The organism is Streptomyces sp. NPDC046303, assembly GCF_055588085.1.
The window spans coordinates 67,157-86,253 of the sequence record NZ_JBVJFA010000003.1; the positions used below are offsets into that span (position 1 = coordinate 67,157).

At 71.2% G+C, this 19,097-nt stretch carries 16 protein-coding genes; 4 read left to right on the forward strand and 12 right to left on the reverse strand.

The window, feature by feature from the left end:
- Positions 1–16 precede the first annotated feature (16 nt).
- Complete coding sequence (locus ACZ6I1_RS03840; RefSeq protein WP_469282728.1) at positions 17–1,600, reverse strand: acyl-CoA carboxylase subunit beta; 1,584 nt, start codon at positions 1,598–1,600, stop codon at positions 17–19.
- A 261-nt stretch (positions 1,601–1,861) separates the two neighbouring features.
- On the opposite strand from ACZ6I1_RS03840, the gene ACZ6I1_RS03845 reads away from it, so the two are divergent.
- Positions 1,862–2,470: a YceI family protein gene (locus ACZ6I1_RS03845; RefSeq protein WP_469282730.1), complete on the forward strand. Its 609-nt coding sequence runs from the start codon at positions 1,862–1,864 to the stop codon at positions 2,468–2,470.
- A gap of 36 nt (positions 2,471–2,506) precedes the next feature.
- Here ACZ6I1_RS03845 and ACZ6I1_RS03850 read toward each other — a convergent pair whose 3' ends face one another.
- The 6 genes from ACZ6I1_RS03850 to ureA form a co-directional block, all read right to left on the reverse strand.
- Complete coding sequence (locus ACZ6I1_RS03850; RefSeq protein ID WP_469282732.1) at positions 2,507–3,850, reverse strand: hypothetical protein; 1,344 nt, start codon at positions 3,848–3,850, stop codon at positions 2,507–2,509.
- 74 nt (positions 3,851–3,924) lie between these two features.
- Entirely contained in the window at positions 3,925–5,544 is a 1,620-nt protein-coding gene (gene cimA / locus ACZ6I1_RS03855) for a citramalate synthase (RefSeq protein WP_469282735.1), read from the reverse strand.
- Between the two features lie 377 nt (positions 5,545–5,921).
- Positions 5,922–6,542 carry a TetR/AcrR family transcriptional regulator gene (locus ACZ6I1_RS03860; RefSeq protein WP_469282739.1) on the reverse strand — a complete coding sequence of 207 codons (621 nt, stop codon included), beginning with the start codon at positions 6,540–6,542 and terminating at the stop codon, positions 5,922–5,924.
- Between the two features lie 37 nt (positions 6,543–6,579).
- On the reverse strand, positions 6,580–7,614 hold the full coding sequence (locus tag ACZ6I1_RS03865) for an agmatine deiminase family protein (protein ID WP_469282741.1): 1,035 nt from the start codon (positions 7,612–7,614) through the stop codon (positions 6,580–6,582).
- Between the two features lie 12 nt (positions 7,615–7,626).
- Positions 7,627–9,309 (reverse strand): urease subunit alpha, encoded by a 1,683-nt coding sequence (locus ACZ6I1_RS03870; RefSeq protein WP_469283213.1) that lies wholly within the window; start codon positions 9,307–9,309, stop codon positions 7,627–7,629.
- 47 nt (positions 9,310–9,356) lie between these two features.
- Entirely contained in the window at positions 9,357–10,070 is a 714-nt protein-coding gene (gene ureA / locus ACZ6I1_RS03875; protein ID WP_469282743.1) for an urease subunit gamma, read from the reverse strand.
- Between the two features lie 158 nt (positions 10,071–10,228).
- Here ureA and ACZ6I1_RS03880 point away from each other — a divergent pair, with 158 nt between their 5' ends.
- A complete protein-coding gene (locus ACZ6I1_RS03880) occupies positions 10,229–11,644 on the forward strand; it encodes a cytosine permease (protein ID WP_469282746.1) in 1,416 nt (471 codons plus the stop codon).
- A gap of 56 nt (positions 11,645–11,700) precedes the next feature.
- Here ACZ6I1_RS03880 and ACZ6I1_RS03885 read toward each other — a convergent pair whose 3' ends face one another.
- The 5 genes from ACZ6I1_RS03885 to ACZ6I1_RS03905 all read right to left on the reverse strand — a co-directional run bounded on the left by ACZ6I1_RS03885 (position 11,701) and on the right by ACZ6I1_RS03905 (position 15,830).
- Positions 11,701–12,015: an antibiotic biosynthesis monooxygenase family protein gene (locus ACZ6I1_RS03885; RefSeq protein ID WP_469282747.1), complete on the reverse strand. Its 315-nt coding sequence runs from the start codon at positions 12,013–12,015 to the stop codon at positions 11,701–11,703.
- A gap of 68 nt (positions 12,016–12,083) precedes the next feature.
- On the reverse strand, positions 12,084–13,169 hold the full coding sequence (locus ACZ6I1_RS03890) for a branched-chain amino acid aminotransferase (RefSeq protein ID WP_362583993.1): 1,086 nt from the start codon (positions 13,167–13,169) through the stop codon (positions 12,084–12,086).
- 226 nt (positions 13,170–13,395) lie between these two features.
- Positions 13,396–14,436: a 3-isopropylmalate dehydrogenase gene (locus ACZ6I1_RS03895; protein ID WP_469282750.1), complete on the reverse strand. Its 1,041-nt coding sequence runs from the start codon at positions 14,434–14,436 to the stop codon at positions 13,396–13,398.
- Between the two features lie 115 nt (positions 14,437–14,551).
- On the reverse strand, positions 14,552–14,683 hold the full coding sequence (locus ACZ6I1_RS03900; RefSeq protein ID WP_469282752.1) for a hypothetical protein: 132 nt from the start codon (positions 14,681–14,683) through the stop codon (positions 14,552–14,554).
- A 259-nt stretch (positions 14,684–14,942) separates the two neighbouring features.
- Positions 14,943–15,830 (reverse strand): LysR family transcriptional regulator, encoded by an 888-nt coding sequence (locus tag ACZ6I1_RS03905; protein WP_469282754.1) that lies wholly within the window; start codon positions 15,828–15,830, stop codon positions 14,943–14,945.
- A 99-nt stretch (positions 15,831–15,929) separates the two neighbouring features.
- Between ACZ6I1_RS03905 and ACZ6I1_RS03910 the strand changes: the two genes are divergently transcribed.
- Both ACZ6I1_RS03910 and ACZ6I1_RS03915 read left to right on the forward strand, forming a co-directional pair.
- Positions 15,930–16,943: an NADP-dependent oxidoreductase gene (locus tag ACZ6I1_RS03910; protein ID WP_469282757.1), complete on the forward strand. Its 1,014-nt coding sequence runs from the start codon at positions 15,930–15,932 to the stop codon at positions 16,941–16,943.
- A gap of 119 nt (positions 16,944–17,062) precedes the next feature.
- A complete protein-coding gene (locus ACZ6I1_RS03915) occupies positions 17,063–19,090 on the forward strand; it encodes a phosphocholine-specific phospholipase C (protein WP_469282759.1) in 2,028 nt (675 codons plus the stop codon).
- Positions 19,091–19,097: the final 7 nt, after the last annotated feature.

Consider the following 19,097-nt stretch of genomic DNA (forward strand, 5'->3'; position numbering starts at 1 on the left):
GGTGGCTTGTCTCCTCTTACTGCGGCGGGTTGCCGTGCTTGCGGGACGGCAGGTCGGCGTGCTTGTTGCGGAGCATCGCGAGGGCGGCCACGAGGGTCTCGCGGGTCTCGGCGGGGTCGATGACGTCGTCGACGAGGCCGCGCTCGGCCGCGTAGTACGGGTGCATCAGCTCGGCCTTGTACTCCTTGACCATGCGGACGCGCATGGCCTCGGGGTCCTCGGCGTCCGCGATCTGCTTGCGGAAGATGACGTTGGCGGCACCTTCGGCGCCCATCACGGCGATCTCGTTGGTGGGCCAGGCGTAGGTGATGTCGGCGCCGATGGACTGGGAGTCCATGACGATGTACGCGCCGCCGTAGGCCTTGCGCAGGATCAGCGAGATCCGCGGGACGGTGGCGTTGCAGTACGCGTACAGGAGCTTCGCGCCGTGGCGGATGATGCCGCCGTGCTCCTGGTCGACGCCCGGCAGGAAGCCGGGGACGTCGAGCAGCGTGATGATCGGGATGTTGAAGGCGTCGCACATCTGGACGAAGCGCGCGGCCTTCTCGGAGGCCTCGATGTCGAGGACGCCGGCGAGGTGGCCGGGCTGGTTGGCGACGATGCCGACGACCTGTCCGTCCATCCGGGCCAGGGCGCAGATGATGTTGCGGGCCCAGCGCTCGTGGATCTCCAGGACGTCGCCCTCGTCGACGAGCTCCTCGATGACCTTGAGCATGTCGTACGGGCGGTTGCCGTCGGCGGGCACCAGGTCGAGGAGGACCTCGGAGCGGCGGTCCGCCGGGTCGCTCGTCTCGTGGACGGGCGGGTTCTCGCGGTTGTTGGAGGGCAGCATCGAGATCAGGTAGCGGACCTCGGAGATGCAGGTCTCCTCGTCGTCGTACGCGAAGTGCGCGACGCCCGAGGTCTCGGCGTGCACGTCGGCGCCGCCGAGGCCGTTCTGGGTGATCTCCTCGCCGGTCACCGCGCGGACCACGTCCGGGCCGGTGATGAACATCTGCGAGGTCTCCCGGACCATGAACACGAAGTCCGTGAGGGCCGGGGAGTAGGCGGCGCCACCGGCGCAGGGGCCCAGCATGACCGAGATCTGCGGGATGACGCCCGAGGCCCTGGTGTTGCGCTGGAAGATGCCGCCGTAGCCCGCGAGGGCCGAGACGCCCTCCTGGATGCGGGCGCCGGCGCCGTCGTTGAGGGAGACCAGGGGCGCTCCGGCCGCGATGGCCATGTCCATGATCTTGTGGATCTTCGTGGCGTGGGCCTCGCCCAGGGCGCCGCCGAAGATGCGGAAGTCGTGGGCGTAGACGAAGACCGTGCGGCCCTCGACCGTGCCCCAGCCGGTGATGACACCGTCGGTGTAGGGCTTCTTGGCCTCCAGGCCGAAGCCGGTCGCGCGGTGGCGGCGCAGCTGCTCGACCTCCTTGAAGGAACCTTCGTCGAGGAGCAGCGCGATGCGCTCGCGGGCGGTCAGCTTGCCCTTGGCGTGCTGGGTCTCGGTCGCGCGGTCACTGGGGCCGCGCCGCGCCTGCTCGCGCAGGGAGTGCAGCTCGGCCACGCGCCCGCGGGCGTCCGTCGGCTCGCTCGGGGTCTGGTCCACAACGGTCATGTACCGACCTTACGAAGATCGCCATGAAAAACCTCCGTTCATTCCGCACAGTCTCGGGAGTCTTCCGCTGTCCGGCCCGCACAGTGCAGCCAGAGGAACCAAGGACTCCACCAGAGGAGACCTTCGTCCTTTGTGGTCCTTCGACAAAAACTGCTGACACCCCGACCAGATGTTGAAATTTGAACGAAATAGGTCTAGCGTCGTTCTCGTTGAAATCGTTGAACATTCAACCGAATCTCTGATATCACCGAGGAGCACGTCATGGGTCTGTTCACCCGCCGCAGCCAGGGCACCACCACCGTCACCGCCGGTCCCGCAGTGGACCCGGCCCTCGCCGCCCTCACCGGCGACTACGCCATCGACCCGGCCCACAGCAGCATCGGCTTCACCGTCCGCCACGCCATGGTCACCAACGTCCGCGGCAGCTTCGACACCTTCGAGGGCAGCCTGCAGCTCGACGGCAGCGACCCGGCCCGGTCCACCGCGTCCATCGACGTGACGATCGGCTCGGTCAACACCGGCATCGCCGACCGCGACGCCCACCTGCTGGGCAGCGACTTCTTCGACGCCGAGCTCTTCCCGCTGATGACCTTCCGCTCCACCGGGGCGGCGCAGCTCGGCGGCGACGCCTACCGCATCACCGGCGATCTGACCATCAAGGACGTCACGCGCCCGCTCTCCATCGACCTGGAGTTCACCGGATCCGCCAAGGACGTCTACGGCAACGAGCGCGTCGGCTTCGAGGGCTCCGCCGAGATCCTGCGCTCCGACTGGGGCCTGACCTGGAACGCCGCGCTGGAGGCCGGCGGTGTGATGGTCAGCGACAAGGTGAAGCTGGTCTTCGACATCTCGGCCATCAAGCAGGCCTGACCTGCGACCGGCGCACCGCGGACGCTCCGGGGGCGGCTACCAGCCGCCCCCGCCGTCGAATCCGCCACCGCCTCCGAAGTCGCCGCCGCCGAAATCGGACGGGTTGAAGTCGGCCCCCGAGACGTCCCCGCCCTCGTAACCGCCGCCCATGCCGCCGCCGAAGTCGGAGGCGTAGGCAGGGCTGGACATCATCGAGCCGAGCATCGTGCCCATCAGCAGGCCGGGCAGCATGCCGCCGCCGAAGTAGCCGCCGGCCCACGGGCCGTAGGCCGGACCCGCGTCGTAGTAGGGGCGCGGCCCGCGCTCCGTGTCGACCGTGCGCACCGCCGGGTCCAGGCCGTCGCGCAGCCGCACGGCGTCCGCCGCGCAGACCGGCACGGTACGCAGCGCCCCGCCGGGCGGGGCCCAGGAGGCGTCCTCGGTGCTGGGACCGTGCCGCGGGTCGAAGAAGCAGGGCGAGCGGCGCTCGGGCAGCGGCTTGCCCTGACGGCGCGCGTCGAGGGTGGCCAGTGCGAAGCGGCCGTCCTCCAGGGCCTGGGTGACCCCCGTGACCTCTTCCGGGTACCGCACGGAGGCCATGATCCCCTTGGCCTTCTCGTACGAGTCGAGGCCCTGCTCGTAGTCCCTGCGCATGGCATCGTCCGCCCCGGGCTCGGCGGGGTGGAAGTCGAGGCGCTCGAGTTCCTCGCCGAAGGCCGTGATGTCCTCGTCGACGACCACGCTCAGGCGCTCGATGGCCTCGCGCCGGGCCTCTTCCTTCTTCTTGCGGTTGCGGCGGACCAGCGCGTACGCGCCGCCGCCGCCGACCGCGGCCACCGCGCCGAGGGTGATCAGGCCGGCGACCGGGGCCCCGCCGTCCTCGCCGACGCTGCCCCAGGAGGCCGGGGCGCCGCCCTTGACCTGGGTCAGGGCCTGGTCCACGAAGTTGTTGAGCTGGGTGCTCGCGTCCACCGGAGTGCCGGTCTTCACGGCCTCGGTGAGGTTGCGCACGGCATGGCCCGGCATGACCGCGCGGTCCGCGCCCGCGTTGAAACCGTCGCCGAGCCGGACCGCGTAGAGCCCGGTGATCCCGGTCTCGGCGCGGACGGCGGCGAGCACCTTGTCCTGCGGGAACTCGGCGGTGGCCGGCAGCACGGCGACGAACACCGGCTTCCCGGCGTCCTTGATCTTCTGCGCGAGCGCGTCGGCCTCCGCCCCGGACAGCTGCGCCTCGGCCCGGGGATCGACGTAGACGGGCCCCTTCTTGAGGGCCTCCGCCACGGCGGCCACCCCCGTCGCGGCCGAAGCCTGCGGCGCGGCCGCGAGCGCGGCCCCGGACAGGGCCAGCAGCAGACCGGCGAACAGCGATCCCACGCGTACGGATATCAGCCTGGTCCTCATATCCACGACGCTACCCGAACCGGTCATTTCCTGTGTGAACAGGACATAAGCCTGTCCATTGACCGGCGGCGGGGCTACTCCGCCGGCTCCACGCCCGCGTGGAGGAGGCCGTACGTGAAGGCGTCCTCCAGGGCCTGCCAGGAGGCCGCGATCACGTTCGGGGCCACGCCGACCGTGGACCACTCGCGGACGCCGTCCGTCGTGGCGACCAGCACGCGGGTCGTGGACTCGGTGCCGTGCGTGCCCTCCAGGATGCGGACCTTGTAATCGACCAGCTCGAACTTGGCCAGCTGGGGGTAGAAGCGCTCGAGGGCCACGCGCAGGGCCCGGTCCAGGGCGTTGACGGGGCCGTTGCCCTCGGCCGTCGCGACGATCCGCTCGCCCTTGGCCCACAGCTTGACCGTGGCCTCGTTGGCGTGGGTGCCGTCCGGGCGGTCCTCGATGATGGCCCGCCAGGATTCGATCCGGAAGTACTTGCGGGCCCGGCCCTCGGCCTCGGCGCGCAGCAGCAGCTCGAAGGAGGCGTCGGCGGCCTCGTACGTGTAGCCCTTGAGCTCGCGCTCCTTGACCCGCTCCACGACCCGGGAGATCAGCGCCCGGTCCCCGCCGAGGTCGACGCCGAGCTCCTTGCCCTTGAGCTCGATCGAGGCGCGGCCGGCCATGTCGGAGACCAGCATCCGCATGGTGTTGCCGACGCGCTCGGGGTCGATGTGCTGGTAGAGGTCCGGGTCGACCTTGATGGCCGAGGCGTGCAGGCCCGCCTTGTGCGCGAAGGCGGAGACGCCCACGTACGGCTGATGCGTGGACGGCGTGAGGTTGACGACCTCGGCGATGGCGTGCGAGATCCGGGTCATCTCGGCGAGGGCGCCCTCGGGGAGGACCGTGCGGCCGTACTTGATCTCCAGGGCGGCCACGACGGGGAAGAGGTTCGCGTTGCCGACGCGTTCGCCGTAGCCGTTGGCCGTGCACTGCACGTGGGTGGCGCCGGCGTCCACGGCGGCGAGCGTGTTGGCGACGGCGCAGCCGGTGTCGTCCTGGGCGTGGATGCCCAGGCGGGCGCCGGTGTCGGCGAGGACGGTCGAGACGGTCGCGGTGATCTGCGCGGGCAGCATGCCGCCGTTGGTGTCGCAGAGGATGACGACATCGGCGCCGGCCTCGTGGGCGGTGCGCACGACGGACTTCGCGTACTCGGGGTTGGCGCGGTAGCCGTCGAAGAAGTGCTCGCAGTCGACGAAGACGCGGCGGCCCTTGGCCACCAGGTAGGAGACCGTGTCCCTGACCATCTCGAGGTTCTCGTCCAAGGTGGTGCGCAGGGCGAGTTCGACGTGGCGGTCGTGGGACTTGGCGACGAGGGTGATCACCGGCGCGCCGGACTCCAGCAGGGCCCGCACCTGCGGGTCCGTGGCAGCCGCGCCGCCCGCCCGCCGGGTCGCGCCGAAGGCGACGAGCTGCGCGTGCTTGAAGTCGATCTCCGCGCGGGCGCGGGCGAAGAACTCGGTGTCGCGGGGGTTGGCGCCGGGCCAGCCGCCCTCGATGAAGCCCACTCCGAAGTCGTCCAGGTGCCGGGCGATCGTGAGCTTGTCGGCGACGGTGAGGTTGATGCCTTCGCGCTGGGCGCCGTCGCGCAGCGTGGTGTCGAAGACGTGGAAGCCGTCGTCGAGGACCGCTGCTGCCGCCTCTGGTGTCGTCGTCATGCTGATCTGACTCCTGTCGGATGAGTGGTTCCGGATGCCCGCCAGAGGGGCAGGCCGCCGTCACTGCCCCCATCATCGCGCGCGGTCGGGCCCCGGCAGGGTGGGCCGGGAAACGAAAAAACCCCTCGCGGGTAGCGAGAGGTCTGCGCGCGGGTCCGAGGCACGGTGGCCGCTTCCCGCGAAGTTCTTCCGCGGTTCAGCGGCCACTGGGGACCGGCGCGCTGCTGGCGATAATCACGAGCTGAGCAGGCACGCTCGCAGTGTGCCACACCGCTCGCCGCGGATGGACAGGGATCTCAGCATGCGGTCATGCGTGCCCGCCCGCCGGTGCGGCGCTGTTGCCGGCGCCCGGGGCTGGACGTGCCGGCGCCGGCCGGCTACCGCTCGGGGGTGAGGGCTTCGGTGAGGAACTCGCGGACGTGGTCCAGGATCTCCTCGCGGTCCACCGTCGGCAGGCCGACCGCCAGCTGGATGCTGAATCCGTCCAGCAGGGCCCGGATGCGGGCCGCCACCCGGTCGGGGTCCACCGGGCGGAACTCGCCGCGCGAGATGCCCTCCGCGAGCAGCGCCACCAGGTCGCGGTGCCAGGCCCCCTCGATGGCGGCCTGGCGGTCGCGTTCCTGGGGGCCGGCGTTCTGGGAGCGGTTCCAGACCTCCAGCCACAGCGTCCAGTGCGGGTCGCGGGCCTGGGTGGGCACGTAGAGGTCGACGTACGCCTGCAGGCGCTCGGCCACCGGGCCGCGCCGGGAGAGCAGCGCCCGCCGCGCGGTGCCCAGTTCCGCCTCGCTCCATTCCAGGGTCTGCAGCAGGAGCTCGTCCTTGCTGCGGAAGTAGTAGAGGAGGTGGCCGCTGCTCATGCCGACCTCGCGGCCCAGGCCGGCCATGGTCAGGCCTTCCAGTCCGCGTTCGGCGATCGTGGCCATGGCGGCGACGAGTACGTCCTCGCGCGGGGGCGCGTTCTTGCGCGTCGCCCGTACCGGTACTCCACCCGCCGCCATGGCCCACTCCTTGTCGATCCGATGCCGGTCCCGGTCGTCAGACCTTCGGCTGCTGCTGGGTGATGCAGTGGATTCCGCCACCCCCGGCGAAAATCGTACGTGCGTCAACGAGGGTCACGGTCCGCTCGGGAAACAGTCCGCGGAAGATCTCGGCGGCCTCCTCGTCGCGCGGGTCGTCGAAGGAACACAGCACGACACCGCCGTTGCACAGGTAGTGGTTGATGTAGGAGTAGTCCACCCACTCCCCGTCCTCCTCCAGCACCGTCGGCGCCGGGATCTCCACCACCCGGAGCTGCCGGCCCTGCGCGTCGGTGGACGCCCGCAGGATGGCGGCGATGGTCTTGCAGCGCTCGTGGTCCGGGTGGGCCGGATCGGGCTGGGTGTGCACCATGACCACGCCGGGGCGGGCGAAGGCGGCGACGATGTCCACGTGGCCCTGGGTGCCGTAGGTGCCGTAGTCGCCGGCCAGTCCGTACGGGAGCCAGATCGCCTTGGTGGTGCCGAGGTGGGCGTGGATCTCGGCCTCGACCTGCTGGCGGGACCAGCCGGGGTTGCGGCCCTCGCCGAGCTGCACGGTGTCGGTGAGGAGCACGGTGCCCTCGCCGTCGACGTGGATGGCGCCGCCCTCGTTGACGAGCGGGGTGCTGTACGTACGGGTGCCGACCAGGTCCGAGACGTGCCGGGCGATCTTCGCGTCGTGCTCCCAGCGGGCCCATTCCTGGGCACCCCAGCCGTTGAAGGTCCAGTCGACGGCCGCCAGCTCGCCGGCGTCGTTGGTGACGAAGGTCGGGCCGATGTCGCGCATCCAGGCGTCGTCGAGCTCGCGCTCCACCAGGTCGACGTCCTCGCCCACGAGGGCGCGGGCGCTCTCGGCGTCGCCGGGCGAGACGACGAGCGTCACGGGCTCGTACGCCCGAACGGCGCGGGCCACGGCGCCCCAGGCCTCGCGGGCCTCGGCGAGCTCCTGCTCGTTGGTGAAGGTGGGGTTGGGGCTGGGCCAGGCCATCCAGGTGCGCTCGTGGGGGGTCCACTCGGCGGGCATCCGGAATCCGTCGGCAGCAGGCTTGCTCATCACAGGGGTCCTTTAGAGGAAGTACAGGCGGTTGAGGGAGACCGATTCGGCGGCTTCCGAGCGCAGCGGTTCCCCGTCGAGGGAGACGAGGCCGCTGTGCGCGTCGACGTCGACCGCGCCCACCCGGGAGTTGAGGAGCAGGTCCTTGGGGCCGATGCCGCGGGTGCCGCGAACGGCGACCCGGCGCCGGCGGGTCGGCATCCCGTCGCTGCCCAGGGCGGCCGCGGCCGCCGAGACGAACGCGACGGAGATATCGGCGGCGGTGGCCCCGTACGAGCCGAACTGCGGGCCGAGGACCAGCGGTTCGCAGGTGTCGGTGGCCGCGTTGGGGTCGCCGGTGACCCCGTACGCCGGGAAGCCGGACTTGAGGACCAGCTGCGGCTTGGCGCCGAAGAACTGCGGGCGCCACAGCACGATGTCGGCGAGCTTGCCGACCTCGATGGAGCCGATCTCGTGGGCCAGGCCGTGGGCGATGGCGGGGTTGATGGTGAGCTTGGCCATGTAGCGCAGCACGCGGGCGTTGTCGTCGCCCTCGCCGTCGCCGGCCAGGGGGCCCAGCTCGCCCTTCATCTTGGCGGCCATGGCGAAGGTGCGGCGGATGGTCTCGCCCGCGCGGCCCATGCCCTGGGCGTCGGAGGAGGTGATGCCGATCGCGCCCAGGTCGTGCAGGACGTCCTCGGCGCCCATGGTCCCGGCGCGGATCCGGTCGCGGGCCATGGCGGCGTCGCCCGGGAGGTCGGGCTTGAGGTCGTGGACGGAGACGATCATCCCGTAGTGCTCGGCGACCGCGTCCCGGCCGAAGGGCAGGGTGGGGTTGGTGGAGGAGCCGATGACGTTGGGGACGCCCGCCATCTTGAGCACGTTGGGGACGTGTCCGCCACCGCAGCCCTCGATGTGGAAGGCGTGGATGGTCCGGCCGTCCAGCACGCGCAGGGTGTCCTCGACGGAGAGGCACTCGTTGAGGCCGTCGCTGTGCAGGGCGACCTGTACGTCGTGCTCCTCGGCCACGCGCAGCGCGGTGTCCAGGGCGCGGGTGTGGGCGCCCATGTCCTCGTGGACCTTGAAGCCGGAGGCGCCGCCCTCGGCGAGCGCCTCGACGAGGGGGGCCGGGTCGGAGGAGGAACCGCGGGCGAGGAAGCCGATGTTGACGGGCCAGGCGTCGAAGGCGTTGAAGGCGTGCTTCAGCGCCCAGGGGGAGTTGACGCCGACGCCCCAGACCGGGCCGAACTCCTGACCGATGATCGTGGTGACCCCCGCGGCGAGCGAGGCTTCCATGATCCGCGGGGAGAGCAGGTGGACGTGGGTGTCGACGGCTCCGGCGGTGGCGATCAGTCCCTCGCCGGAGACGATGGACGTACCCGTGCCGACGACCACGTCGACCCCGTCGAGGGTGTCGGGGTTGCCGGCCCGGCCGATGGCGTGGATGCGGCCCTCGCGGATGCCGATGGACACCTTGCGGATACCGAGGACGGCGTCGATCACCAGGACGTTGCTGATGACGACGTCGCAGGTCTCGCGGACGGCGGCGGCCTTCAGGTGCAGGCCGTCGCGGGCGGTCTTGCCGAAGCCGGCCAGGAACTCGTCGCCGGGCTTCTGGGCGTCGGACTCGACCCGGACGGTGAGCCCGGAGTCGCCGAGCCGCACCCGGTCCCCGGCGCGGGGGCCGAAGACGGAGGCGTACTCGTGCGGGTCGATGTGCCGGCTGCCGGGCGCGCAGTGATCGCTGTGGGGGGTCTTCTTGCTCACGCCTGGTCTCCGTCCGCGTGCTCGGTGGTGCCGGTACCCAGGTAGCCGCAGGCCGCCGCGCGGCGCAGGGCCTCGTCCTTGGCCCCGGGGGCGTCGAGGGGGCCGTCGACCAGGCCCGCGAAGCCGATCGCGATGCGGTCGCCGCCGATCGGGACGAGCCCGACCTCGCCCTCGCCGTGCGGGTCGAACCGTACGGACGAGCCCGCGGGCACGCACAGCCGCATCCCGTAGGCCGCGGCGCGGTCGAAGTCGAGGCGGGGGTTGGCCTCGAAGAAGTGGAAGTGCGAGGTGACGCTCACGGGCACGGCGGCGGTGTTGCGCACGCGCAGGTGCAGCACCGGCTCGGGCTGGGGGACGCCGGGGCCGGGGACGACCGCCCCGGGGGCGTCGTCGCCGAGCGGCGCCGCGCCCTGGATGGGGGACGAGACCACCGCGAGCCGGGATCCGTCGTCGAAGACGGCCTCCACGTGCACCTCGGTGACCACGTCGGCCACGCCCGGCAGGACGTCGTCGGGGCCCAGCACGCCGCGGGCCTCCTCGATGGCCTCCGCGAGCCGCTTGCCGTCGCGCGCCGCCTCGCAGACCGTGTCCGCGATCAGCGCGGTGGCCTCGGGGACATTGAGTTTCAGGCCACGTGCCCGTCGGGCCCTGGCCAGTTCCGCAGCGCTGCGCAGCAGCAGGCGGTCGCGCTCCGTAGGGGTCAGCCGCACGCCGATCCACCACCTCTTGAGTCGATGGGTTAGAGCATCACTCTAACTCTTCATTTCCCATCCACGAAGCATTGACCTGAGACCAGGGCTTAGGTCACATTGAGTGTCGCTCAAAGAAAAGCGGAACCATCCGCCCCGCCCTGCCAAGGGAGTCCTTCATGCCCATCGAACAGCGCGGAGTCGACACCATTCCGGAGGAGGAGCGGACGAGCGGTCCCCGTGACCTGATCTCGATCCTGCTCGGCTCCAACCTCTGCCTCGGCGTGATCGTGTTCGGCTGGCTTCCCCCCTCCTTCGGGCTGGGGCTGTGGCCCTCCGTCACCGCCATCGTGGCCGGAACCCTGGTCGGCATCGCCTTCACCGCGCCGCTGGCGCTGGTCTCCCTGCGGACCGCCACCAACCTCTCCACCTCCAGCGGAGCCCAGTTCGGCGTCCGCGGCCGCCTGGTCGGCTCGGTCGTCGGCCTGCTGCTGTCACTGGGCTACACCGCGCTCACCTTGTGGATCGGCGGCGACGTGATGGTGGGCGTGCTGTCCCGGCTCACCGGGCTCCCCGACACCGGGCTCTCGCGGGCGGTGATGTACGGGGCACTGGCCGCCTGTACCGTCGTCGCGGCCGTATACGGGTACAAGCTGCTGTTGCGCATGAGCAAGATCCTGTCCGTCGGCATGGTCATCCTGCTGGCCGTCGGCCTCTTCGCCTACGCCCCGGACTTCACCACCGCGGCCCCGCCGGACACCGCGTACCTGCTCGGTTCCTTCTGGCCGACCTGGCTGCTCGCCGCCGTCGCGGCCGGGCTCAGCGGCCCCGTCGCCTTCATCACCCTGCTCGGCGACTACACCCGCTACATCTCCCCCCACAAGCACACCCCCCGCAAGGTCCTGTGGGGCACGGGCGCCGGTCTGCTCGTCGGCCTGCTGGTCCCGCAGCTCTTCGGCACGTACACCGCGCTCGCCGCCCGGGCCGGCGCGGACTACGCCGGGCCGCTGGTCGAGGCCGCGCCGTTCTGGTACCTGGCCCCGCTGCTCGTCGCCGCCGCGGCCGGTTCGGTGGGCAACGCCGGGCTGATGCTCTACTCCATGGGCCTGGACCTCGACGCGATCGTCCCGAAGGCCACCCGCACCCTCGCCACCGTGATCGCCGCCGCCGTCGCCACCGCGTTCGTCTTCTTCGGCTCGTTCTCATGGGACGTGCAGTCGGCGATGACCTCCTTCGTGCTGCTGCTGACCGCGATCGGCACCCCGTGGGCCGTCATCACCCTCATCGGCCACGTGCGCTGCAAGGGCCGGTACGACGCCGACGCCCTCCAGGTCTTCAACCGCCGCTCCGTGGGCGGGGTCTACTGGTACCGCGGCGGCTGGAACGTGGCCGCCACCGCCTCCTGGGCCATCGGCGCCGGCGTCGGGCTGCTCGCCGTGACCACCCCGTTCTACGAGGGCCCGCTGCTCGCCCTGACCGGCGGCGTGGACTGCTCCTTCGTCCTCTCCGGCCTGGCCGGCGGGCTGGTCTACGCGGCCCTGACCGCGCGCACCTCCCCGGCGGCCCTTCCGGTCGAGGAGCCGGCGACCGCCTGAACCGCCCGGCCCGTACGTACGAAGGCCCGCGCCCCCGATACGGGGAGCGCGGGCCCCTAGCCGTCCACCGCCCGCGCCAGCGCGAAACCGCCGCCCGACATGTCGTCGCACAGCTCGCGGCAGTCGCCGAAGTGCTCGGCGAACTCGGGCTTCTCCTGCCAGCCCTTCATGGCCTCCGCGTCACGCCAGGAGGCGAAGGACACGTAGTGGCCGGGGCTGCTCAGGTCGCGGATCAGGCGGGCGAAGAGGAACCCTTCGTTGGCCTCCCTGGTCCACGTCAGGAAGACCTCCCACCGGGCCTCGAACTCGTCTTCCCTGCCTTCGGAGACCTGCCAGGCACCGGAGGCCCAGAACGTGCTCGCCTCGGACATCACACACCGCCTCGGTACGGGCCGCCCCGTTCCAGGTGAGGCCCGTACCGATCAGTCGCCCCTGCCGCTCAGCCGAGCGGGTGCATCCAGCCGTGGGTGTCGGCGGCGTGCCCGGTCTGGAGTTCCAGGAGGGCCTTGCGCAGGCGCATGGTGACCGGGCCGGGCTGCCCGTCGCCCTGGGTCCAGTCGGCGCGCTCGGACTTGACCGAGCCGACCGGGGTGATGACGGCGGCGGTGCCGCAGGCGAACACCTCGGTGAGGGTGCCGTTCGCGTTGTCGCGCTGCCAGTCCTCGGTGGTGATCCGGCCCTCCTCGGCGGTGTAGCCGAGGTCGCGGGCGATGGTGAGGAGGGAGTCGCGGGTGATGCCGGGAAGCAGGGACCCGGTGAGCTCGGGCGTGACGATGCGGTCGCCGTACACGAAGTACAGGTTCATCCCGCCCATCTCCTCGATCCAGCGGTGCTCGACGGCGTCGAGCCAGACCACCTGGTCGCAGCCGTGCGAGGCGGCCTGGGCCTGGGCGACCAGCGAAGCCGCGTAGTTGCCGCCGGTCTTGGCCGCGCCGGTGCCGCCCTTGACGGCGCGCACGTACTCCTCGGAGAGCCAGACGGAGACGGGCTTGACGCCACCGGGGAAGTACGCGCCGGCGGGCGAGGCGATGACGATGAACAGGAACTCGTTCGCCGGACGGACGCCCAGGCCGACCTCGGAGGCGAACATGAACGGCCGCAGGTACAAGGAGGCCTCGCCGGAGTCCGGAACCCAGGCGCGGTCCTGCTGGATGAGGGCGTCGCAGGCCTCGATGAACAGCTCCGTCGGCAGCTCCGGCATGGCCATGCGGCGGGCGGAGGACTGGAAGCGCTCGGCGTTGGCCTGCGGGCGGAAGGTGGCGACGGTGCCGTCGGGCTGGCGGTAGGCCTTGAGGCCCTCGAAGATCGTCTGCGCGTAGTGCAGCGTCATGTTCGCCGGGTCGATCGACAGGGGCGCGTAGGGGACCAGCTCGGCGTCGTGCCAGCCGCGGCCCTCGGTCCACTTGATCGTCACCATGTGGTCGGTGAAGTGGCGGCCGAAGCCGGGGCTGGCCAGGATCGCCTCGCGCTCCGCGTCGGACAGCGGGTTCGAGGAGGGCTTGAGCTCGATCGTGGGCGTCGTCATGAGTGCTTGTCCTTCACCGGTTGTGTATGGCGGACCGCGCTCACGGCGTACTAGGACGTCCGAGCTTCCCCGCATTCCGCGGCCTCGCGTTCGATTATCGCGCGGACGGGGGCTTCGGAGAAGCGGGGGTAGCGGCCCAGGGGAGATGGTGGCACCCGGGGCCGCACAGGAAAAGCCGCCGGGTCCCCTATATGACCCGACGGCTCCCTGAAGTGGTGCTGCCGGGTCAGCCGGCTACGCGCGCGGCCAGGGCGTCGCCGATCGCGTCGGTGGAGCGGAAGGTGCCGTCGCGCTCCGCGAGGTCGGCGGAGACCGCGTCCTCGATCCGGACCGCCTGGGCCTCGTATCCCAGATGGCGCAGCAGGAGGGCGACCGAGAGGATCGTCGCGGTCGGGTCGGCCTTGCCGGTGCCGGCGATGTCCGGGGCCGAGCCGTGTACGGGCTCGAACATGGACGGGTAGGCGCCGGTCGGGTTGATGTTCCCGGAGGCGGCCAGGCCGATTCCGCCGGTCACGGCGGCGGCCAGGTCGGTGAGGATGTCACCGAAGAGGTTGTCCGTGACGATGACGTCGAAGCGCTCGGGCTGGGTGACGAAGAAGATCGTCGCGGCGTCGACGTGCAGGTAGTCGGTGGTGACCTCGGGGTACTCCTGGCCGACCTTGTCGAAGATGTTCTTCCACATGTGGCCCGCGTACACGAGGACGTTGTTCTTGTGCACCAGCGTCAGCTTCTTGCGGGGGCGGGCGTTGGCCCGCTCGTACGCGTCGCGGACGACGCGCTCCACGCCGTACGCGGTGTTGATGCTGACCTCGGTGGCCACCTCGGCGGGGGTGCCGGTGCGCAGGCTGCCGCCGTTGCCGGTGTACGGGCCTTCGGTGCCCTCGCGGACCACGACGAAGTCGATCTCCGGACGTCCGGCCAGCGGGGTGGCCGTGTTCGGGAACAGCTTCGACGGGCGCAGGTTGATGAAGTGGTCGAAGGCGAAGCGGAGCTTGAGCAGCAGCCCGCGCTCCAGTACGCCGGACGGGACCGACGGGTCGCCGATGGCGCCCAGCAGGATCGCGTCGTGGTGCTTGAGGGCCTCGAGCTCCGCGTCCGGGAGGGTCTCACCGGTGCGGTGCCAGCGCTGGGCCCCGAGGTCGTACTGCTTGGTCTCCAGCTTCACATCCTGGGGCAGGACCGCGGTAAGGACCTTGAGGCCCTGAGCCACGACTTCCTGGCCGATGCCATCACCGGGGATCACTGCGAGATTGATGCTGGTCGACATGGCGGAACCGTACTCCGTGTATCAGCCCTCAGACACATTACGTCCAGCATATGGACCAATGGGCGCAACGTGTCCGGGGGCCCGTGCGGCCGGACGGGTGTCCGGCCGGCCGTGCTCAGTGGCCGGTCGAGCCGCCGTTGTCACGGCGGTCGAGGGCCCGCTGGAGCGCTGCGGCGGCGTTGCGGCGGTCGGCGTCGGCCGTGGAGGAGCGGCGGACGCGGCGGACTGCGGTGGTGGTGTGGGTCATGTGGATCGACTCCTTGAGATCACGGCGTGGCAGGGCCACGGATGAGGGGTTCCTTCAAGGCGCCGGAAGAGGCGGGGAGCAGTGCGCCGCAGGGGTTGCCTGCCGGGGGCGCGCGCTCTCGACCACCATTCGCCTGATCGGCGAGACGTTCGGCTTCTACAAAGCTAGGGCAGGTCCCGCTGTATGTCTCCGCAATTACTCGGACTTCCTACTATCTGAGACGCCGAACCCTCGGAAAGCTCCCTTCGGAGACTCCGGTTCAGGCCTTCCCAGAGCGGAGTTCCCTGATCAGAGCCCGCACGGTGAGGGTGGCGGCGGATTCCGGTGTGGTGACGTATCCCACCTGCCTCACCGGCCTCCCGGGCCCCAGGTCGGTGATCTGCACCGTCTCTCCGGCCTCGCGCAGCGACAGCTCGGGCAGGATCGCCATGCCGAGCCCGCGGCCGACCATGGTCAGCACCATGCCGTCGTCCTCCGCTTTGACGGTGGCCCGCGGGATCCAGTCCTGCTCCCGCCACCAGGCCCGGGTGTAGGAGCCGCAGTTCTCGTCCCAGTCCAGCAGGGGCAGCGCCTTCGGGTCCGGGTGTCCGACCGGGTGGACCAGCGCGTACGCCTCTTCCGTGAGCACCCCCGCCAGCAGGCCCGGCGGGATCCCGTCCGGCCCGCCCAGGGTGGCGATGCCCAGGTCGGCGCGGCCGGCGGCCACCTCCCCGGCCGTACCCGCGCCGAGTTCGCGCACCACCCGGACCTCGGGGCGGATCCCCGGGTGCCGGGCCGTCAGCCGCTCCAGTGCGGGTGGCAGCAGGTGCAGGGCCGCGCTGCGGAACGCGGCGATCCGGAGCACGCCCGCGAGGGCGCCGCCGTCCGGCCCGGCGCCGCGGCCCGCGCCGCGCACCTCCGCGCCCATGACCTCGTACAACCGCAGGATCCGGCGTGCGTGGCCCACGGCCCGCTCCCCCGCCGGGGTGGGCGAGGCGCCGGTCCGCCCGCGCTCGAAGAGCACCGCACCGATCTTGGCCTCGCTGCCGCGCACGGAGTGCGATACGGCCGACTGGGTGAGTCCGAGCGCGGCGGCCGCGGCGGAGAACCCGCCGGACTCGGCGACCGCGACCAGGACCCGCAGTTCCTGCGGGAGGAGTTCGGACACCGGCCCCCACCTCGTTCCATGAGCGTCATTCATGCATGTGCTGCTTCCATGAGCGCAACCCCCTGCCCGGCCGGGGGATTCCTTCCTAGCGTCAGCGCCATGACCACGAACACCGCTTACGCCGTCCACCAGATCGCCCGCCCCACCGGCTTCCCCACCGCCGCCGCGTTCACGTACGCCGCCTTCCCCGTCCCGGAACCGGGCCCGGGGACCGCCCTGGTGGAGAACCTCCTGCTGTCGGTGGACCCGTACCACCGCGGGCTGATGGACGGCGGCGAGGACGGCTTCGAGCTGAACGCCCCGCTGGAGGGCCGCTCGGTCGGCCGTGTGATCGCCTCCCGCGACCCGGGGCTGGCCGAGGGCGACCTGGTCTTCCACCGCGAGGGCTGGCGCACGCACGCCCTCGTCACCCTCGGAGCGGGCGGAACCCGCAAGCTGCGGGGCCACGAGGGGATCCCGCTGGAGGCCTACCTGTCCCTCCTCGGCGGCACCGGCCTCACCGCGTACGCCGCCCTGACCCGGACCGCGGCGCTGCGCGCGGGCGAGGACCTCTTCGTGTCCGCCGCGGCGGGCGGGGTCGGCACCGCCACCGGGCGCATCGCCCGGCTGCTCGGCGCCCGCCGGATCATCGGCAGCGCGGGATCGGCGGCCAAGGTCCGCCACCTCACGGACGGTCTCGGCTTCGACGCGGCCTTCGACTACCACGACGGCCCGGTCGGGGAGCAGCTCGCACAGGCGGCGCCCGAAGGCATCGACGTCTACGTGGACAACGTCGGCGGCGACCACCTGGAGGGCGCCATCGACGTGCTGCGCGAGCACGGGCGGATCGCCTGGGTCGGCGCCATCTCGACGTACAACGGCGACCGCTCCCCCGCCGCGCCCCGCAACCTCTTCGAGGTCGTCCACAAGTCGCTGCGCATGGAGGGGGTATTGGTTCGCCATCACACCAATCTGCAGGAGGAGTTGGAGGACTTCCTCGTCCCGCATCTGCGCAGTGGCCGGATCGGCACCGATACCACCGTTGTGCAGGGGTTTGACCACACCGTGGAGGCTTTTCTGGGCATGCTCCGCGGGGACAACGTGGGCAAGATGCTCGTCCGCCTCGACAGTTGACTCCAGCCACCCCGATGTTCACTGATTTATTACTGCACGGATGTAGACCTTTGGCGCGGTGGCCGTCACTCTTGCCGTCAATGTGCCGGCGGGGCACTGGAGTTGGAGGCGAGCAGGAAGTGACACCGATCAGCCGCAGAGGGTTCGTGGGAATCGGCGCCGGGCTGATGGCCGGTGCCGCCCTGCCCGCGATCACGTCGGCGTCGGGGGCCGCGGCCGCCGCGACCGGCACGATCACCGACGTGAAGCACGTGGTGATCCTCATGCAGGAGAACCGCAGTTTCGACCACTACTTCGGGAAGCTGAAGGGTGTCCGCGGCTTCGGCGACCGCGCCGCCGGAAACATCCCGGGCGGCTGGGGCACCTTCAACCAGCCCCACTGGGGCGGCCGCCAGTACCCGTGGAAGCTCTCCGCCACCCCGGCGGCCGGCGGCGCGGACGGCGAGACCCTGGCCCAGTGCACCGGCGACCTCCCGCACAGCTGGACCTCGCAGCACGCGGCCTGGAACAAGGGCCGGATGGACAACTGGGTCGCCGGCGTCGGCAAGACCCACACGCTCGGCTACCTGGACCGCGGCTCCATCCCCTTCCACTACGGCCTCGCCGACCACTACACCGTCTGCGACGCCTACTTCTGCTCCGCGCTCAGCGCGACCGGCCCGAACCGCACCTTCCTGTGGAGCGGCAGGATCGACGCCTCCAGCAAGGACGGCGGCGACGAGTCCGGGCTGACCTGGGAGACGTACGCGGAAGCCCTCCAGCGCGCCGGCATGAGCTGGAAGGTCTACCAGAACGCCCAGGACAACTACGGCGACAACGGGCTCGCCTACTTCAAGAAGTTCACCGACGCCCGGCCCGGCGACCCGCTGTGGGACCGCGGCATGGGCTCGGTCCCCAAGGTCACCGGCTCCACCCCGGACGACATCGCGGCCGCCCTCCGCGCCGACGCCGTCGCCGGCACGCTCCCCCAGGTCTCCTGGGTCGTGGCGAACGAGGCCTTCTCCGAGCACCCGTACGCCCCGCCCGGCGACGGCGCGCACTTCGTCGACCTGGTCTACCGGGCGCTCGCGGCGAACCCCGAGGTCTTCGACTCCACCGTCCTCTTCCTCAACTACGACGAGAACGACGGCTTCTTCGACCACGTCCCGCCGCCGGTCGCCCCGCCCGGCACCCCCGGCGAGTACCTGGACGGACTCCCGATCGGCCTGGGCTTCCGCGTCCCCATGATCGTGATGTCCCCGTGGACCCGGGGCGGCTGGGTCAGCTCGGAGGTCTTCGACCACACCTCGGTGCTGCGCTTCATGGAGAAGTGGACGGCCGCCCTCGGAACGCCCGCCGCCTGTCCGAACATCAGCGCCTGGCGCCGCAAGGTGACCGGTGACCTGACCGGCGTCTTCGACTTCGCGCACCCGGTCTACGGGGTCCCGGCGGGCCTGCCGTCCACCGCCAAGGTGATCGGCCAGTCGACCTGCGGCCCGCTCCCCAACCCGGTGCCGCAGGACAACGCCCTGCCGGCGCAGGAGCCCGGAACCCGCCCGGCGCGGGCCCTCCCGTACCAGGTCAACGGCAACATGGACCGGCTCGAGTTCGGGGCGGCCGGCAAGATCCTGGCCTGGTTCTCGATGACCAACCAGGGCGCGGAGGCGAAGCGGGCGGCGCACTTCTCGATCCACCCGCACCAGTACCGGGACACGGCCGCCTGGCAGTACACGGTGGACGCGGGCGCCTCGGCCTCCGACTACTTCAACATCGGCCTCGGGCACGGATCGGGCAAGTACGACCTGTCGATGTACGGCCCGAACCGCTTCCTGCGGCGCTTCATCGGCGACGCCACGAAGCCGGGCAAGGACCTGGAGGTGGCCGCCCGCTTCGCGGTCGAGCCGGGCACGGGCAAGACCGCGGTCTACTTCAAGCTGACCAACGCCTCGGCCGCCGCGGTCACCTTCACGATCCGCTCCAACGCCTACCGCACGGACGGCCCGTGGACGTACACGGTCCCGGCGAACTCCTCGCGCGAGGACTACTTCAACGCGGTGGCGTACAGCAACGGCTGGTACGACTTCACGATCCTGGCCGCCTCCGACGGCACCTGGTCGCGCCGCTTCACGGGCCACATCGAGTCGGGCGCCCCGAGCGTCTCCGGCTAACCCCCGT

Excerpts from the sequence above, each read along its gene's own strand:
- ACZ6I1_RS03850 (WP_469282732.1), bottom strand. The coding sequence starts at position 3,850 with ATGAGGACCAGGCTGATATCCGTACGCGTGGGATCGCTGTTCGCCGGT.
- ACZ6I1_RS03900 (WP_469282752.1), bottom strand. The coding sequence starts at position 14,683 with ATGACCCACACCACCACCGCAGTCCGCCGCGTCCGCCGCTCCTCCACG.
- ACZ6I1_RS03865 (WP_469282741.1), bottom strand. The coding sequence starts at position 7,614 with ATGAGCAAGCCTGCTGCCGACGGATTCCGGATGCCCGCCGAGTGGACC.
- ACZ6I1_RS03885 (WP_469282747.1), bottom strand. The coding sequence starts at position 12,015 with ATGTCCGAGGCGAGCACGTTCTGGGCCTCCGGTGCCTGGCAGGTCTCC.
- ACZ6I1_RS03890 (WP_362583993.1), bottom strand. The coding sequence starts at position 13,169 with ATGACGACGCCCACGATCGAGCTCAAGCCCTCCTCGAACCCGCTGTCC.
- ACZ6I1_RS03860 (WP_469282739.1), bottom strand. The coding sequence starts at position 6,542 with ATGGCGGCGGGTGGAGTACCGGTACGGGCGACGCGCAAGAACGCGCCC.
- ACZ6I1_RS03840 (WP_469282728.1), bottom strand. The coding sequence starts at position 1,600 with ATGACCGTTGTGGACCAGACCCCGAGCGAGCCGACGGACGCCCGCGGG.
- ACZ6I1_RS03910 (WP_469282757.1), top strand. The coding sequence starts at position 15,930 with ATGACCACGAACACCGCTTACGCCGTCCACCAGATCGCCCGCCCCACC.
- ACZ6I1_RS03880 (WP_469282746.1), top strand. The coding sequence starts at position 10,229 with ATGCCCATCGAACAGCGCGGAGTCGACACCATTCCGGAGGAGGAGCGG.
- ACZ6I1_RS03845 (WP_469282730.1), top strand. The coding sequence starts at position 1,862 with ATGGGTCTGTTCACCCGCCGCAGCCAGGGCACCACCACCGTCACCGCC.
- cimA (WP_469282735.1), bottom strand. The coding sequence starts at position 5,544 with ATGACGACGACACCAGAGGCGGCAGCAGCGGTCCTCGACGACGGCTTC.
- ACZ6I1_RS03895 (WP_469282750.1), bottom strand. The coding sequence starts at position 14,436 with ATGTCGACCAGCATCAATCTCGCAGTGATCCCCGGTGATGGCATCGGC.